Annotated in this window: 18 protein-coding genes; 6 read left to right on the top strand and 12 right to left on the bottom strand. The window is 71.1% G+C overall.

All coding sequences use genetic code 11. The annotated features are described in order from the left end of the window. Entirely contained in the window at positions 1 to 651 is a 651-nt protein-coding gene (locus tag L3i22_RS09285) for an HAD family hydrolase (protein WP_221326555.1), read from the top strand. Positions 652 to 654: 3 nt separating this feature from the next. Here the strand turns inward: L3i22_RS09285 and L3i22_RS09280 are convergent, their stop codons facing one another. Then, entirely contained in the window at positions 655 to 1,389 is a 735-nt protein-coding gene (locus L3i22_RS09280) for an SDR family oxidoreductase (RefSeq protein ID WP_221326554.1), read from the bottom strand. 5 nt (positions 1,390 to 1,394) lie between these two features. Continuing rightward, a complete protein-coding gene (locus L3i22_RS09275; RefSeq protein WP_221326553.1) occupies positions 1,395 to 1,763 on the bottom strand; it encodes a nuclear transport factor 2 family protein in 369 nt (122 codons plus the stop codon). An 88-nt stretch (positions 1,764 to 1,851) separates the two neighbouring features. Here L3i22_RS09275 and L3i22_RS09270 point away from each other — a divergent pair, with 88 nt between their 5' ends. Genes L3i22_RS09270 through mug form a run of 3 tightly spaced genes read left to right on the top strand, consistent with a single transcriptional unit; the run spans position 1,852 to position 3,910 of the window. Further along, the gene (locus L3i22_RS09270; RefSeq protein WP_221326552.1) at positions 1,852 to 2,595 is read left to right on the top strand and encodes a helix-turn-helix domain-containing protein; all 744 of its coding nucleotides are present in this window, start codon (positions 1,852 to 1,854) and stop codon (positions 2,593 to 2,595) included. Positions 2,596 to 2,600: 5 nt separating this feature from the next. Beyond that, positions 2,601 to 3,359, top strand: a complete 759-nt coding sequence (locus L3i22_RS09265) for an SDR family oxidoreductase (protein WP_221326551.1) — start codon at positions 2,601 to 2,603, stop codon at positions 3,357 to 3,359. Then, positions 3,356 to 3,910 carry a G/U mismatch-specific DNA glycosylase gene (gene mug, locus L3i22_RS09260; RefSeq protein WP_255658068.1) on the top strand — a complete coding sequence of 185 codons (555 nt, stop codon included), beginning with the start codon at positions 3,356 to 3,358 and terminating at the stop codon, positions 3,908 to 3,910. The genes L3i22_RS09265 and mug overlap by 4 nt, the downstream gene beginning before the upstream one ends. Here the strand turns inward: mug and L3i22_RS09255 are convergent. From L3i22_RS09255 to L3i22_RS09235, 5 genes are all read right to left on the bottom strand, one after another. After that, complete coding sequence (locus L3i22_RS09255; protein ID WP_221326550.1) at positions 3,904 to 4,119, bottom strand: hypothetical protein; 216 nt, start codon at positions 4,117 to 4,119, stop codon at positions 3,904 to 3,906. The two genes, mug and L3i22_RS09255, sit on opposite strands and share 7 nt — an antisense overlap. After that, positions 4,116 to 5,993, bottom strand: a complete 1,878-nt coding sequence (locus L3i22_RS09250; protein WP_221329874.1) for an ABC transporter ATP-binding protein — start codon at positions 5,991 to 5,993, stop codon at positions 4,116 to 4,118. The genes L3i22_RS09255 and L3i22_RS09250 overlap by 4 nt, the downstream gene beginning before the upstream one ends. Before the next feature lie 92 nt (positions 5,994 to 6,085). Then, on the bottom strand, positions 6,086 to 6,886 hold the full coding sequence (locus L3i22_RS09245; RefSeq protein WP_221326549.1) for an enoyl-CoA hydratase/isomerase family protein: 801 nt from the start codon (positions 6,884 to 6,886) through the stop codon (positions 6,086 to 6,088). Continuing rightward, positions 6,883 to 7,110 carry a helix-turn-helix domain-containing protein gene (locus L3i22_RS09240; RefSeq protein ID WP_014441759.1) on the bottom strand — a complete coding sequence of 76 codons (228 nt, stop codon included), beginning with the start codon at positions 7,108 to 7,110 and terminating at the stop codon, positions 6,883 to 6,885. The genes L3i22_RS09245 and L3i22_RS09240 overlap by 4 nt, the downstream gene beginning before the upstream one ends. Positions 7,111 to 7,552: 442 nt before the next feature. After that, entirely contained in the window at positions 7,553 to 9,157 is a 1,605-nt protein-coding gene (locus L3i22_RS09235; RefSeq protein WP_221326548.1) for an ABC-F family ATP-binding cassette domain-containing protein, read from the bottom strand. A 202-nt stretch (positions 9,158 to 9,359) separates the two neighbouring features. Between L3i22_RS09235 and L3i22_RS09230 the strand changes: the two genes are divergently transcribed. After that, positions 9,360 to 10,283 (top strand): neutral zinc metallopeptidase, encoded by a 924-nt coding sequence (locus tag L3i22_RS09230; protein WP_221326547.1) that lies wholly within the window; start codon positions 9,360 to 9,362, stop codon positions 10,281 to 10,283. Between the two features lie 103 nt (positions 10,284 to 10,386). On the opposite strand, the gene L3i22_RS09225 is transcribed toward L3i22_RS09230, so the two are convergent. Beyond that, positions 10,387 to 11,019, bottom strand: coding sequence for an acVLRF1 family peptidyl-tRNA hydrolase (locus L3i22_RS09225; RefSeq protein ID WP_221326546.1), 633 nt, complete (start codon positions 11,017 to 11,019; stop codon positions 10,387 to 10,389). 10 nt (positions 11,020 to 11,029) lie between these two features. After that, positions 11,030 to 11,461: a hypothetical protein gene (locus L3i22_RS09220; protein WP_221326545.1), complete on the bottom strand. Its 432-nt coding sequence runs from the start codon at positions 11,459 to 11,461 to the stop codon at positions 11,030 to 11,032. A 121-nt stretch (positions 11,462 to 11,582) separates the two neighbouring features. Between L3i22_RS09220 and L3i22_RS09215 the strand changes: the two genes are divergently transcribed. Beyond that, a complete protein-coding gene (locus tag L3i22_RS09215) occupies positions 11,583 to 12,239 on the top strand; it encodes a DNA alkylation repair protein (RefSeq protein ID WP_221326544.1) in 657 nt (218 codons plus the stop codon). A 218-nt stretch (positions 12,240 to 12,457) separates the two neighbouring features. Here the strand turns inward: L3i22_RS09215 and L3i22_RS09210 are convergent, their stop codons facing one another. The 3 genes from L3i22_RS09210 to L3i22_RS09200 all read right to left on the bottom strand — a co-directional run bounded on the left by L3i22_RS09210 (position 12,458) and on the right by L3i22_RS09200 (position 15,411). Then, positions 12,458 to 13,060, bottom strand: a complete 603-nt coding sequence (locus L3i22_RS09210) for a LysE family transporter (RefSeq protein ID WP_221326543.1) — start codon at positions 13,058 to 13,060, stop codon at positions 12,458 to 12,460. 573 nt (positions 13,061 to 13,633) lie between these two features. Then, complete coding sequence (locus tag L3i22_RS09205) at positions 13,634 to 14,878, bottom strand: MFS transporter (protein WP_255658067.1); 1,245 nt, start codon at positions 14,876 to 14,878, stop codon at positions 13,634 to 13,636. Continuing rightward, positions 14,875 to 15,411, bottom strand: a complete 537-nt coding sequence (locus L3i22_RS09200) for a transcriptional regulator (RefSeq protein WP_221326541.1) — start codon at positions 15,409 to 15,411, stop codon at positions 14,875 to 14,877. Before L3i22_RS09200 ends, L3i22_RS09205 begins: the two co-directional genes overlap by 4 nt. Between the last annotated feature and the right edge of the window lie 46 nt (positions 15,412 to 15,457).

Here is a 15,457-nt window from a genome sequence, read left to right as displayed (position 1 = left end):
GTGCCTCTAGTCTTCCTCGCCCTGGACGACACCCTGCTCGACCGCAGCGGTGCGTTCCGGCTGTGGGCGAAAGGCTTCCTCGACGAGATCGGCGCCTCGCAAGATGATCTTGACTGGCTGGTCGCCGTGGACGCCGACGGCCTGACCTCCCGGTGGGACCTCGCCGACCAGCTGCGGGACCGCTACCAGCTACGAGTGCCGGCGATCGACCTCGTCGACGAGCTCCACGAGGGACCGCTCGCGTTCGAGCGCCTCGATCCGATGGTCGGCTGCGCCTTGGAGATCGCCGCCGACGCGGGCCTGATCCCGGTCGTCGTCACCAACGGCGCGGCCGAGCAGTCCGAGGGCCGCATCCGGCGCACCGGCCTGGACCGCTATGTCGCCGACTGGGTGATTTCGGAGCAGGCCGGGGTGAGCAAGCCGAACCCGCGGATCTTCGCCCTCGCCGCCCAGCGCGTCCGGATGCGGCTGGCCGGCGCCTGGGTCGTCGGCGACAGCCCCGAGTCCGACATCGGCGGCGCGGCGGCGCTCGGCCTGCCCAGCGTCTGGCTGCACCGCGGCCGCGAGTGGATGGACAACCGCTTCGCCCCGACCCACGTGGTCGGCAACGTGATCCAGGGCCTGTCCGCGATCATGTCGACCCGCGCCTGACGTTCAACCGATGGTGTGGCCGCCGTTGACGGTGATCCGCTCGCCGGTGACGAAGCGGGACTGGTCCGAGGCCAGGAACGCGACCACGTCCGCCACCTCGGCCGGCGTGCCCATCCGGCCCAGCGGAACGTCCCGCCGGTACGCCTCCACGTGCGCGACGTCCACCGCGGCGTGCCGTTCCACCGGGATCCAGCCGGGCGCCACGATGTTCACCGTGATGCCGTCCGGCCCCAGTTCCCGCGCCCGCGTCCGGGTCAGCGAGGCCTGGGCCGCTTTCGCCGCGCTGTAGGCGGACATCCCGGGCTCGGCGCGTTCCGGCAGGTCCGAGCCGATGTGGATGATCCGCCCGCCGCCGAGCGCCCGCATCCCCGGCGCGACGGCCCGCATCAGCAGGGTCGGCGACTTGACGAAGAACTCCAGCTGGTTCAGATGGTCCTGCCAGGTCAGCTCCAGCGCGGGGACCGCCGGCTGCGGCCCGGTCGCGTTGGCGACCAGCACCGCGACCGGCCCGAACCGCTGCTGGACCGCCGCGACCAGCGAGGTCACCGCCGCGGGATCGGTCACGTCGGCCCGGAAGGCGGCCGCGACGCCGCCGGCCGCGACGATCCCGGCGGCGACCCGCTCGGCGTCCGCCCGGTCGGGCAGGTAGTTCACCGCGACCGGGTGGCCGTCCCGGGCGAGCCGTCGCGCGATCTCCGCGCCGAGTCCCCGGGACGCGCCGGTCACCAAAGCCGTCATGCTCTCTACATACCCGACGGGGCCTTGTCGATGAAGCCGTACACCCGGGCGATCCGTCCGGACGTGTCCCGCTCGGCCACGTCGAATCCGATCACCAGCGGCTCCTCGCCCGGCCGGCCCAGGTGCCAGGTGAACCGGGCCTGGTCGTGGTGCGCGTCCACCGGCCCGCCGGCGCTGAACACCAGGCCGGGGAACTGCTGGTGGACCGCCCCGATCAGCCCGTCCAGCCCGGCGTGCCCGTGCACCGCCGCGACCGGGTCGACGTAGTGGACGTCGTCGGCGAACAGGCCGGCGATCGCGGCGCGGCGGGCGGCCGGATCGGTCTCGTTCCAGACGGCCAGGTACCGCTCGATCACGGCGTCGAAGTCACTCATCATCTCGTCCTCTCACGATGGGAACTGACCTCAGCCTGCCGCTACCAGGTAATGCTGGCGATTACCCGAGAGGTAATAGGCTCACGGCATGAGCGACGTGGGGCAGTTGTTGCGGACCTGGCGGGACGAACGGCGACTGAGCCAGCTCGACCTCTCCGGCCGGGCCGGTGTCTCGGCGCGGCATCTGTCCTTCGTGGAGACCGGCCGGTCCCGGCCGACCCGGGAGATGATCCTGCGGTTGGCGGAGCAGCTGGACGTACCCCTGCGCAGTCGCAACGAGTTGCTGCTGGCCGGCGGTTTCGCGCCGGCCTATTCCGAATCGGACCTGGGTGGTCCGCCGCTGGCGGAGATCCTGACCGGGCTGCGGCAGGTGCTGGCCGGGCACGGGCCGAATCCGGCGGTCCTGGTCGATCGGCATTGGACGATGATCGACGCGAACCCGGCGGTGACGCGTTTCACCGAGGACTGCGCGCCGGAGCTGCTGGAGCCGCCGGTGAACGTGCTGCGGCTGGCCCTGCACCCGGACGGCCTGGCGCCGCGGACCGGGAACCTGGCCGAGTGGCGCACGCACCTGCTGCACCGGCTGGACCGGCAGATCGCCGCGACCGCCGATCCGGTGCTCCGCGATCTCCGCGCCGAGCTGGGCGGATATCCGGGCGGCGAGATCGCCGGCGGGCCGCTCGGGGTCGTCATCCCGTTCCGGTACGCCGGTCTCAGCTTCTTCACCATGACCTCGGTGCTCGGCACGCCCCGCGACGTGACCCTCGCCGAGCTGGCGATCGAGGCGTTCCTCCCGGCCGACGCGGCCACCGCCGCCGCTCTGGGAGGATAGGCGGCATGGATCTCGGGCTGGCCGATCGTGTCTTCATCCTCACCGGCGCCTCGCGGGGGCTGGGTCTCGCCACCGCGCAGGCGCTGATCGACGACGGTGCCCGGGTGGTGATCTCCTCCCGCGACGCGGACAAGATCGCCGACGCGATCGACCAGCTCGGTGCGGAGAACGCCGTCGGGGTCACCGCCGACCTGACCGATCCGGACGCGCCGCGCGAGCTGGTGGACACCGCGACCGAGCGGTTCGGGCGGCTGGACGGGGCGCTGATCTCGGTCGGCGGGCCGGCCCCGGGCACGGCCGCGAGCATGAGCGACGACCAGTGGCGGGCCGCGTTCGAGACGGTGTTCCTGGGCTCGGTGCGCGCGGTGCGGACGTTCGCGTCGGCGCTGCCCGAGGGCGGTGCGATCGGCCTGGTGCTGTCCACTTCCGTCAAGGCGCCGCTGACCGGGCTGGGCCTGTCCAACGGGTTGCGCCCGGGGCTGGCGATGGCCGCGAAGGACATGGCCGACGAGTACGGTCCGCGCGGCATCCGGGTGCTCGGGATCATGCCGGGCCGGTTCATGACCGACCGGAACCGGGAGTTGTTCCAGCTCACCGGCGATCCGGCGACCGCCGCGGCGGAGGTGTCGGAGAAGATCCCGGTCCGGCGGATCGGCGAGCCGTCCGAGTTCGGCCGGGTCGCGGCGTTCCTGCTGTCGCCGGCCGCGAGCTACATCACCGGCTGCGTGGTGCCGGTCGACGGCGGCTCCCTGCGCGCCCTGTGACCGATTTCGTCAAGCCTTCGGCGGCCGAGGTCGCGGCCGCCGGTGGGCGGACCATTCCGGATCTCGTCGGGCCGGACCTGCGGGTGCTGTTCTCCGGGATCAACCCGAGCCTCTACTCGGCGGCGACCGGTCATCACTTCGCGCGCCCGGGCAACCGGTTCTGGCCGACGCTGCACGGCGCCGGTTTCACCGATCGCCTGCTGCATCCTTCGGAGCAGCATCTGCTGCCCGCGCTGGGTCTCGGCATCACCAACGTCGTGGCGCGGGCTACCGCCCGCGCCGACGAGCTCGCCCCGCGGGAACTGGTCGCTGGTGGAGACCTTCTTGCCGATTTGGTACGCCGTGAGCAGCCCCGGTTCCTGGCCGTGCTCGGCGTCACCGCCTATCGGACCGCGTTCGCGCGCCCCAAGGCGAAGATCGGCCGCCAGCCGGACCCGGTCGGCGGCGTCCCGGTCTGGGTGCTGCCGAACCCGAGCGGCCTGAACGCGCACTTCCAGCTCCCGGACCTGATCCGCGAGTTCGGCGCCCTGCGGGAAGCAGCGTTCTACTGAGGACTGTCGTCGCCCGGCCGCGGCGGCAGCACCCGCTGCTCGTGGATGGCGGTCTCCCGGCGCGACCGGTCCGCGCTGGGGCGCCACACCTCGTCGATCGGCCCCATGATGCCGCCGCCGATGCCCTTGCGTTTCACCCAGCTCCCGAAGCGGGCGAACGCCCACAGCAGGACCGCCAGCACCACCGCGAAGACCAGGAGACCCGTCACGGCTCCACGGTAAGCGCCGGGGTGGCGAACTGGGTACGGTACAGATCCGAGTACAGCCCGCCGGCCTCGACCAGTTCCTCGTGCGTGCCCCGCTCGACGACCCGGCCGTGCTCGAGCACGACGATCAGGTCGGCCTCCCGGATCGTGGAGAGCCGGTGCGCGATGACCAGCGCGGTCCGGCCCTTCAGCGCCGCGGACAGGGCCCGCTGCACGGCCGCCTCGGACTCGCTGTCCAGGTGGGCGGTGGCCTCGTCGAGGATCACGATCGACGGCTGCTTGAGCAGGAGCCGGGCGATCGCGATCCGCTGCTTCTCGCCGCCGGAGAACCGGTAGCCGCGCTCCCCCACCACGGTGTCCAGCCCCTCCGGCAGGTCCCGGACCAGGTCACCGACCTGCGCGCCGTCCAGGGCGGCCCACATCTCGTCCTCGGTGGCGCCGGGACGGGCGTACGCCAAATTCTCTTTGATCGTCTCGTGGAACAGATGGGAGTCCTGGGTGACCACGCCGACGGTGTCCCGCAGCGAGTCCAGGGTCGCGTCGCGCACGTCGACGCCGCCGACCAGCACCGCGCCGCCGGAGACGTCGTAGACCCGGGAGACCAGCATCGACGTGGTCGACTTGCCGGCGCCGGACGGGCCGACCAGCGCGACCAGCTGCCCCGGCTCGACGGTGAAGTCGACGCCGTGCAGGACCGGCGCGTTCTCCGTCCGGTCCAGGGCGGTCACGTCCTCCAGCGTCGCCAGGGACACCTCGGCCGCGCTCGGGTAGCGGAACCGCACGTCCCGGAACTCGATCCGCCCGGAGCCCGCCGGGATCGGCGTCGCGTCCGGCTTCTCGGCGATCCCCGGCTCCAGGTCGAGCACCTCGAAGACCCGGTCGAACGAGACCAGCGCGCTCATCACGTCGACCCGGACGTTGCTCAGCGCGGTGAGCGGGCCGTAGAGCCGGGTGAGCAGCAGCGCGAGCGTCACCACGGTGCCGGCCGAGACCTCGCCGTGCACCGCGAGCCAGCCGCCGACGCCGTAGGTCAGCGCCTGCGCCAGCGACGCGACCAGCAACATCGCGACGAAGAAGGTCCGGGAGAACATCGCCTGCTGTACGCCGATGTCGCGCACCCGCTCGGCCCGCTCGCCGAACTTAGCGGCCTCGGCCTCCGGGCGGCCGAACAGCTTGACCAGCAGCGCCCCGGACACGTTGAACCGCTCGGTCATCGTCGCGTTCATCTTCGCGTCGAGGTCGTAGGACTCCCGGGTGATCTCGGCGAGCCGCTTGCCGACCCGCCGGGCCGGGATGATGAAGAGCGGCAGCAGCACCAGCGACAGCACGGTGATCGGCCAGGACAGGCTGAACATCACCACCGCGGTGAGGATCAGCTGGATGGCGTTGCTGAGCACCCCGGAGAGCGTCGACGTGAACGCGCGCTGCGCGCCGACCACGTCGTTGTTGAGCCGGCTGACCAGTGCACCGGTCTGGGTGCGGGTGAAGAACTGCAGCGGCATCCGCTGGACGTGGTCGTAGACCCGGGTGCGCAGGCTGAGGATGATCCCCTCGCCGATGCGCGCCGAGTACCACCGCTGGGCGAGCGAGAGCAGCGCGTCGGCGACCGCGAGCCCGGCGATGAACAGCGCGATCCGGATCACCGTGGCGGCCGCCTCCGACCCGCCCTTGGTGATCGTGTTGATCACGTCACCGGCGAGCAGCGGGGTGGCCACGCCGATGCCGGCGTCGAACACCACGGCGAGCAGGAACACCGCGATGTCCCGGCGGTAGGGCTGGGCGAAACGCGCGATCCGTCGTGTGATGCCCGGTGTGACCTGGTGCTTCGCGACCCGGTCGGCACTCTGGATCGAGCGCAGCATGTTCCAGCTCGTCATGCTCATTTACCCGTCACCTCCCGGGAGTCAGCAACCCGGGAGGTGACAGCACTATTCCTCGGTGGGAACCGCCCCGCTGCCCTGGGCGGTTCTCACTCTCCGGGCCCCAGCAACTCCGCTAGCCGGCGGGTCTGTGCTTCCCGCTCGGCGCGGTCCTGCTCCGCGTACGACCGGCCGGGTGCCCCGGCCAGCAGGCCCTTGATCTCGGCGACCGCGCCCGCGTCCCCGGCCAGCACGGCGGCTGTCAGGTCGGCGACCGCGGAGTCCAGCTCGGTCCGCGGCACCACGGCGGTGGCGAGGCCGATCCGGTCCGCCTCGTCGGCGGGGATCCGCCGACCGGTCAGGCAGATCTCCAGTGCCCGGGACGGCCCGACCAGCTCGGCGAGTCGTTTCGTCCCACCCAGATCGGGCACCAGACCGAGTTTCACCTCGGCCATCGAGAACCGTGCGTCCTCGGCGAGCACTCGCATGTCACAGTTCAACGCCAACTGGAAGCCGGCGCCAATGGCATGTCCCTGCACCGCCGCGATGGACACGATGGACGGACTGCGCAACCACGTGAACGCGGTCTGGAACCCCGCAATCCGATCGGCGCAGTCAGCGGCTGACAACTGCGCCAGACGAGCCAGTGAGGAATCGCTGTCACCCTTGGCAACAGACAGATCCAGGCCTGCCGAAAACGCACGGCCTTCGGCTCGCACAATGACGACGCGGACGTCGCCAGGCAATTTCCGGGAAATGTTGCTGAGCTCCGCCCACATGGCCGGAGTCTGTGCATTGAGAACGTCGGGCCGGCACAACGAGACCGTCGCGACCGGCCCGGCCTGTTCGTAGCGAACGCCTACTTCATCGGCCGTTGACGTGTTTACCGGCTGGGCGTTGTCGGCTGTCACGCCTTCTTGCGACGGCGGGCGCCGCCACGCTGGCGCAACTGCACGCCCGATTCGGTGAGCACGCGGTGGACGAATCCATAGGAGCGGCCGGTGGAAGCGGCAAGGGCCCGGATGCTCTCCCCCGAGGTGTAACGCTTCACCAGGTCCTTGGCGAGCGACTGCCGCTCGCTACCGACGATTCGACGACCCTTCTCAGTACTGGTAGCTGTGCCAGTGGCTGCCATCTTGAATCCTCACGTCGCAGACAGTGCGGTCAGATACGGTCCCACCTATTACACCGCCTCCAACGATCATGCGCCAGGCATCTCGTGCCGAGGAACGTGCCCATTTATTACTGTCAGGAACTTGACGGTTACCACGGGCATCAATGTCAGACTGTTTGCTGACAGCGGCGCGGGCGACATTTACGGGGCGCCCCCGGAGACTCGGCAGCCTCTCCAAGACCATCGATCACCTGCAGAAACACTCGATCGAGGCAGCACTGTGCGACACCGTACGGACACGCTGTGCATGCACTGTGACGGGGCTGTGCGGGACGTGCGGCGCGTACGGGCGCAAGTCCGACGTGCCCGCAAACGCCCGAACATCGCACTGTCTGTGTGGGCACCAGTTGACAACTGACGATGCCGATGATCCAAGGATCACCGGCAGCCGTCCGCAACGAGGTCAGGCGAGCTCGACGAGCTCCAGCAGGTCGTCGCTCCACGCGTCCTCGTCGCCGTCGGGCAGCAGGATCGCCCGGTCCGGCTTGAGCGCCTGCACACAGCCGGCGTCGTGGGTGACCAGCACGATCGCGCCCGGATAGTTGGCGATCGCGTCCAGCACCTGCTCCCGGCTGACCGGGTCGAGGTTGTTCGTCGGCTCGTCCAGCAGCAGCACGTTCGCCCCGGAACAGACCAGGGTGGCCAGCGCCAGCCGGGTCTTCTCACCACCGGAGAGCACCCCGGCCGGCTTGTCCACGTCGTCGCCGGAGAAGAGGAACGCGCCCAGGATCTTCCGCAGCTCGGTGTCCGTCTGCTCGGAGCCGGCGCTGCGCATGTGCTCCAGGATCGTCCGGTCCACGTCCAGGGTCTCGTGCTCCTGGGCGTAGTAGCCCAGCCGCAGGCCGTGCCCGGCGCGCACCTCACCGGTGTCGGACTTGAGCATGCCGCCGAGGATCCGCAGCAGGGTGGTCTTGCCGGCGCCGTTCAGACCCAGGATCGCGACCCGGGAGCCGCGGTCCACGGCCACGTCGACATCGGCGAAGATCTCCAGCGAGCCGTACGACTTCGACAGGCCGTGCCCGGTCAGCGGGGTCTTGCCGCACGGGGCCGGGTTCGGGAAGCGGACCTTCGCCACCCGGTCCGACGTCCGGACCTCGTCCAGGCCGCCGAGCAGCTTCTCGGCCCGCTTCGCCATGTTCTGCGCGGCCACCGTCTTGGTCGCCTTGGCCCGCATCTTGTCGGCCTGGGCCATCAGGGCGCCGGCCTTCTTCTCCGCGTTGGCCCGCTCCCGGCGGCGACGGCGCTCGTCGGTCTCGCGCGCCTCCAGGTACGTCTTCCAGCCCATGTTGTACATGTCGACGACCGAGCGGTTGGCGTCCAGATACCAGACCTTGTTGACCGCGGCGTCGAGCAGCTCGACGTCGTGGCTGATCACGATCAGGCCGCCCTTGTGCTGCGCCATGTAGCCGCGGAGCCAGGCGATCGAGTCCGAGTCCAGGTGGTTCGTCGGCTCGTCGAGCAGCAGGATGCCCTTGCCGTTCTGCCCGGAGTTGGCGAACAGGATCCGGGCCAGCTCGATCCGGCGGCGCTGACCGCCGGAGAGGGTGCCGATGGTCTGCGCGAGCGCGCGGTCCGGCAGGCCCAGGTTCGCACAGATCCGGGCGGCCTCGGCCTCGGCGCCGTAGCCACCGAGCGCGGAGAACTGGTCCTCCAGCTGGCCGTAGCGGCGGATCAGCTTGTCCTCGGAGCTCTCCTCGAGCTGCACCTCGAGCTTCTGCATCTCGGAGAGGATGGTGTCCAGCCCGCGGGCGGAGAGCACCCGGTCGCGGCCGGTCACGTTCAGGTCGCCGGTGCGCGGGTCCTGCGGGAGGTAACCGATCTCACTGGTCCGCTCGACCTGGCCCGCGTACGGAATGCCCTCGCCGGCCAGCACCTTCAGCGTGGTGGTCTTGCCGGCGCCGTTGCGGCCGACCAGGCCGATCCGGTCGCCGGGCTGGACCCGCAGGGTGGTCGGGGAGATCAGAATGCGCGCGCCGGCGCGGAGCTCGAGCCCGGTGGCGGTGATCATGAAAATTCTCGCTCTCGATGATGGGGCTGACTCAGGGCGCAGTAAAACGCCGGCCATCCCGATGGACGGTCGGCGCTGGGCAGGTCAGCCTTCGCAGAGCAGCACGCGGCCATACTACCCGGCGGGCGGTGCGACCTCCCACTCGATTAGCGGGCAAGATCATCGGGTACACGCCTGGCAACCGTGGCGAAGTGAGGACGGCATGGAACTCAATGAGAACGCCGAGATCGACACCAGTCAGGTCGAGGACGCTCGTGGATCGGGCGGTGGCGGAGGCGGCATCGGCGGCCTGCCGATCGGTGGTGGTGGCCTGACCGGCATCATCGTCACGGTGCTGCTCGCCCTGGTCGGCGGGTACTTCGGCATCAACAACCTGGGCGGTGGCAGCGGCTCGTCGAGCAGCGACAACGCGGCCATCGAGTCCGAGTGCAAGCAGTCGGACGCCACCAAGCAGATGGACTGCCGCAACGTCCTCTACGTCAACTCGATCCAGGCATACTGGGCCACCGAGCTGCCCAAGGCGTTCGGCAAGCAGTACGAGAAGGCCACCACCAAGATCTTCTCGAATCGGGTCAGCACCGGCTGCGGCGCCGCCGACTCCGGCGTCGGCCCGTTCTACTGCCCCGCCGACAACAAGGTCTACATCGACCTGACCTTCTACCAGCAGCTGGCGAAGGAGCTCGGCGCTCCGGGCGAGTTCGCGCAGCCGTACGTGCTGGCCCACGAGTACGGCCACCACGTGCAGGACCTGCTCGGCACCGAGGCGAAGATGCGCCAGGCGCAGAACTCGAATCCGGACCAGGCCAACCTCGAGTCGGTCAAGCTGGAGCTGCAGGCCGACTGCTATGCCGGGGCCTGGGCCAAGGGCGCGACCAGCACCACCGACGCCAAGGGCCAGAAGATCTTCAAGAGCCTGACCGCGACGGACATCCAGGAGGGCATCCAGACCGCCGGGCAGATCGGTGACGACACACTGCAGCAACGTGGCGGTGGCACGATCAACCCGGCCGAGTTCACGCACGGGACGTCGGCGGATCGGCAGAAGTGGTTCAGTACCGGGTACAACTCGGGCGATCCGAAGCAGTGCGACACCTTTGCTCCGGGGGCTGTCAAAGAGGGTGACTGACTCGTTGCACCCGCGGTGACTTCCGGCCGCCGACCCGCACCTGGCGCGGGACGGCGGCCGGATCTCTGTTTCTACGGCTCGCTTCTCTTACGGCTCGCTTCTCTTACGGCTCTCGGATCAGGATCGGGACCGCGCGGGCCATCGCTACCGCGCTGACCAGGACGACGTGGCGTGGCTCCGGGACGTCCAGCAGGCGGCCGGCGCGCAGTTCGGCGAGCGGCGCGAGGGCGCGGTCGGCCAGGATCGCGTCGACGGCGGCGCGGTCGCCACCGGTCACGAGCGCGGTCAACGTGCGTACCTCGGGAAGAAGAATGCGTCCGGCGATGCCGGCGCCGTCCGCGGTGGCCGCCTTGGCCTGATTGTCGCGGCGGCGCGCGAAGCGCTGCTGCGACCAGCCACCGGCGGCTGTCCGTCCTTGCACATAGTGAGTGTCCACCTTGGAGGAGACCAGCTCGGTGCCGTCGGCGACGCCGGCCGCGACCGCCCCTTTGCGCGCGAGCAGCAAACCGATCCGGCGCTTCGCGTGCGCCGCGGCGATCAGCTCGTCCACGGTCGCCGGCTCGCCCGCGCCCGGGGGTGCCTGCAGCGTCGCTTCCGCGCCGTCCTCGGCGATCAAGGTCAAACCCGTTTCCCGGTACGGCCCGTGCCGGCCCGCGAAGTTCACCAGCCAGCGTTCGAGCCGCTCCGGTGCGACGTCCACCCATTTCCCGCCGCCGGCGGCCGGCCGTTCACCCATTCTTGTCAGACTACGGTGGCAGGATCCGCGGCATGAGGACGTCCTCTTCCGGCTCTTCCGGCGCCGCTGCCGATGCCGCCCGCCCGGCCGCCGCTGACGGCCCGGCCAGCTCCGCCACCTCGGCCGCCCTGGGCGGCACCGCCACCGCAGCCGCCCTGACCAGCACCGCCACCTCACCCGCCCCGGCCAGCACCGCCACCTCGGCCGGCCCGGCCAGCACCGCCACCTCGGCCGGCCCGGCCAGCACCGCCACCTCGGCCGGCCCGGCCAGCACCGCCACCTCGGCCGGCCCGGCCAGCACCGCCACCTCGGCCGGCCCGGCCAGCACCGCCACCTCGGCCGGCCCGGCCAGCACCGCCACCTCGGCCGGCCCGGCCAGCACCGCCACCTCGGCCGGCCCGGCCAGCACCGCCACCTCGGCCGGCCCGGCCAGCACCGCCACCTCGGCCGGCCTGGCCGACTCCGATGGGGCTGAGCCCGCGGCGCCTGCCGGGCCCACGCGACTTGCCGAGCCGGGTGATTTTGGTCGATTTGCCGGTTCTTCTGGGCTGGCGACGACGTTGATGGGGCGGCTGACCAACGACTTCGAGGCCGGGCGGGACGACGTGCGTGCTCCGGCGATGGAGGCGTACATGCGGGACCAGTTCCCGTTCCTCGGCCTGAGCGCCGGCGCGCGGCGATCCGCGGCCCGGGCCACCCTGACCGGCCTGCCGCGGCCGACCGAGGCCGAGCTCGCCACGATCGCCCGCGCCTGCTGGGCCCGCGACGAGCGGGAGTACCAGCAGTTCGCCTGCGACTACCTGGTCACCCACGTCAAGGTCCCGGGCCCGGGCTTCCTCGCCGTCGCCGACGAGCTGATCACCACGAAGTCCTGGTGGGACACGATCGACCCGCTCGCCACCCGCTTCGTCGGCGGCCTGGTCCGCCGCCACCCGGCCCTGACCAGCCGGATGGACGACTGGTCAGGCTCGGCGAACCTGTGGCTGGTCCGCACGGCGATCCTGCACCAGCTGCACTACGGCACGGAGACCGACACGACCCGGCTGTTCACCTACTGCACCCGGCAGGCCGGCCACCGGGACTTCTTCGTCCGCAAGGCGATCGGCTGGGCGCTGCGCCACTACGCCCGCACCGACCCGGCCGCGGTCCGCTCCTACCTGACCGCCCACGCCGCCGTCCTGTCCCCGCTGTCAATCCGAGAAGCATCAAAACACCTATAAGGTACGAATCCTCGCGCGCAACCCTTTGATCCGGGCCTCGAACCGGGTGCCGGATCGGTCAGCAGCCGATGCCCAGCCGGATCGCCGCGAGCCGGTGACCAGCCGGGCCGGTCAGGAGCCGGTGATCAGCCGGCCGGTCAGGAGCCGGTAACCAGCCGGGCCGGTCAGAAGCCGGTAACCAGCCGGGCCGGTCAGAAGCCGATGACCAGCCGGGCCGGTCAGGAGCCGGTGACCAGCCGGATCGCCAGGACGGCGATCACCAGGCTGGACGTGAACGCCGTGAGCAGGCGACCCCGGGGACCGGTCAGCAGGCGGCCCACCAGCGAACCGCCGCCGGCGATCAGGAGCTGCCAGCTCGCCGAGGCCAGGAACGCGCCCAGCACGAACCAGACACCGCCGCCCGCACCACCGCTGCCGAGGACCAGCGCCGCGAAGTAGATCACGGTGGCCGGGTTGAGCAGGGTCAGTCCGAGGATCCCGGCATACGCACGGAACGCCGTGGTCGGCCGGTCCGCCCGCTCGCCACTTCCCGGCCCACGGATCGCGCCCCACGCGGTCCACGCCGCGAACCCGAGCAGCACGACCGCCCCGAACCAGCGCAGCGGCTCGGCGACCGGCGCGATCACACTCGCCACCGCCGCTCCCCCGGCCACCGCGATGCCGGCGTAGATCCCGTCCGCGGTGGCCGCACCCATCCCGGCGGCGGCCCCGACCCGCAGCGACGTCCGGGCGCTGAGCCCCGCGATCAGGGCCCCGATCGCCCCGACGGGCACCGCGATGCCATACCCGGCCACCACCCCGGCCAGAAACGCGGCGCTCATGACCGCCCCCCGGCAAACGACCAGCCACTCATGACCGCTCCCCGGCAAACGACCAGCCATTCATGACCGCAACCCGGCTCGAGAACCGGGCGCTCATGACAGCTGCTTCGGCACCGCCGTTTCCCGGACGGCCGGCTGCTGTCGCGCGGGCCGTTCGGCCGCAGCGATCAGGACAGCGGGGTAGGCCTTCAGCTCGATCACGCCGTCATCATGCGGGCCGCTCCAGCAGCCCGGCCACCGAATTACCGTCAGCTCAGACGAGCGAGAAACTCCTGGTCGGCCCGGCGATCTCGTTCGCATCATGCGACGCTCGCGTTGTTCGGCTGGGCCTCAGGGATGTCTCGTCGTGTTTGCGGGTCTCCGGGAGCCGGCCCGGGGTGAGGCGCGGCTGGGCCGGGAGTGGCCGGCGGGTGGCGGGGTTCTTTTGAAGCGGGACCACCCTCGGACGTCGCCCTGTAGGGCTTTGCGTTTTGGACGCGCCAGCGGCCAGCAAAGACCGGAAGGGTCCCCGCGGGAGCGACGATCAGTTATTGGCCGCAGCCGAGGCAATGAATTTCTGGACCTTGATTTTGATTATTTTGCGGTGACCAGCGTCTTTGTGGTGATCACGCGATGTTCGTCGAGGGAATGCCACGCGGAGAAGAGGAATGGGCCGAGGGTGACCGCGAGATAGCCGATTCCGGCGAGCAATGCGCCCGTGCGCAGCCCGAGCTCGTCGGCGGCCCAGCCGCCCAGGATGCCGCCCAGCGGGATGCCCGCCCAGGAGAAGGCGATGAGGACGCTCATGACGCGGCCCTGGACGCGGAACGGGACTCGTTCGTAGACGGCGGCCAGCAGGATCGGGTTGATCGTGGACATCAGCGCGCCGGCGACCGCGGCCACCACCAGGACCAGCCACAACGTGTCGGACAGGGCCAGGGCGAACAGCTGCGCCGGGCCGCCGAGCAGGAAGCAGACCGCGAACGTGGCGCGGCGGGGCAGGCGGGGGCTGACGATCGTCCACAGGATGTTGCCGGCCACCGCGCCGGCGCCGAAAGCGCTGCCCAGGACACCTAACGCGGCGGGGCCGTGCGGGCCTTCGCGGACCCAGACCGGGACGAAGACGGTCGCGAACGCCTGGTCGAAGAGGTTCGTCGCGAACAGCAGCGACATGATGCCGATGATCAGACGATCCTGGCGGACGTAGCGGAACCCGCAGCGCAGCGCCGCCGCGTAGCCGCCCTCGTCCTCCCCGGCCGGGACCGGGGCGGTCGCTCCGGTGCGCACGTAGACCGAGATCAGGATGGCGCAGACGCCGAACGTCGCCGCGTCGACCAGCAGCACCCGGGCCGGGCCGACCGCGGCGACCAGCAGGCCGGCCAGCGGCAGGCCGAGCAGGGTGGCGGCGCGGCTGATCCCGTCGTAGAGGGTGGTGCCGCGCTCGGTGCTCAGGCCGGCTCCGGCGATCACCCGGGGCAGCAGGGCGCGCTTCGCCGTGTCACCGAAGCCGCGCAGCGCTCCGGCGACGGCGATCAGGCCGAGCAGGGTGTGGTACGACACGTTCTCGGTCGCCGCGAGGATCGGGATGCCGCTGACCGCGAGCACACTGGCCACGTCGGCGGCGACCGCGGTCGAGCGAGGGCCGACCCGGTCCACGATCGGGCCGCCGAGCAGGCCGGCGAGCACGTAGGGCAGCATCTCGGCGAACCCGGCGACGCCGGCCATCAGCGCCGACCCGGTGGTGGTCAGCACCAGCCAGGGCAGCGCCACGAAGGTGATCCGGCTGCCGAGCAGGGAGATCGCCTCGGCCGTGAGGAGTCCGGCCAGTCCGCGCCTCACCGCTGGTTCCTCCTCGACGCCTGCCTCCGCGGGGCGAGCCGCGGGAACACCTGCCACTGCACGACGAACTCCTCGCTGCCGGGCTCGGTGGGCAGGTCGCCGAGCAGCGCGCGGATCCGGGACACCAGCTCCACCGCCTGGGCCGGGGTCAGCCGCAGGGTGAGGTCGTCGATCGCGACCCCGGCCAGCAGCTCGGGTGGCATGTCGTCGGCGCCGCCGAGGAACTCGTGCAGCCGGTGGAAGCCGTCGGCCGCGGCCGCCCGCAGGTGGTGGGCGGTGTCGTTGCGCCGCGCGACGGTCCGCCACCAGCGTTCCCGGCCGGCGCCGCGCCCCGGCACGTCCTCGACGAAGCCATAGGCGGCGAGCTGGCGCAGGTGGTAGCTGGTCGCTCCGGACGACTCGCCGAGCCGCTCCGCGACGCGGGTGGCGGTGGAGGCGCCGTGCTCGCGGAGGAGGGCGAGGATCCGGACGCGGAGCGGGTGCGCCAGGCCACGCAACGTGTGCGGACCGGGCGCGCCGGAGGGTGCGGGCATCGACCCAACCTATCCATGCAAAGAAATCTTTGGAAGATACTCGTCG

It is taken from the genome of Actinoplanes sp. L3-i22, assembly GCF_019704555.1.
Classification (GTDB): domain Bacteria; phylum Actinomycetota; class Actinomycetes; order Mycobacteriales; family Micromonosporaceae; genus Actinoplanes.
The sequence above is the reverse complement of the archived record's forward strand: the minus strand, read 5'-3'. Positions and strand labels throughout refer to the sequence as shown.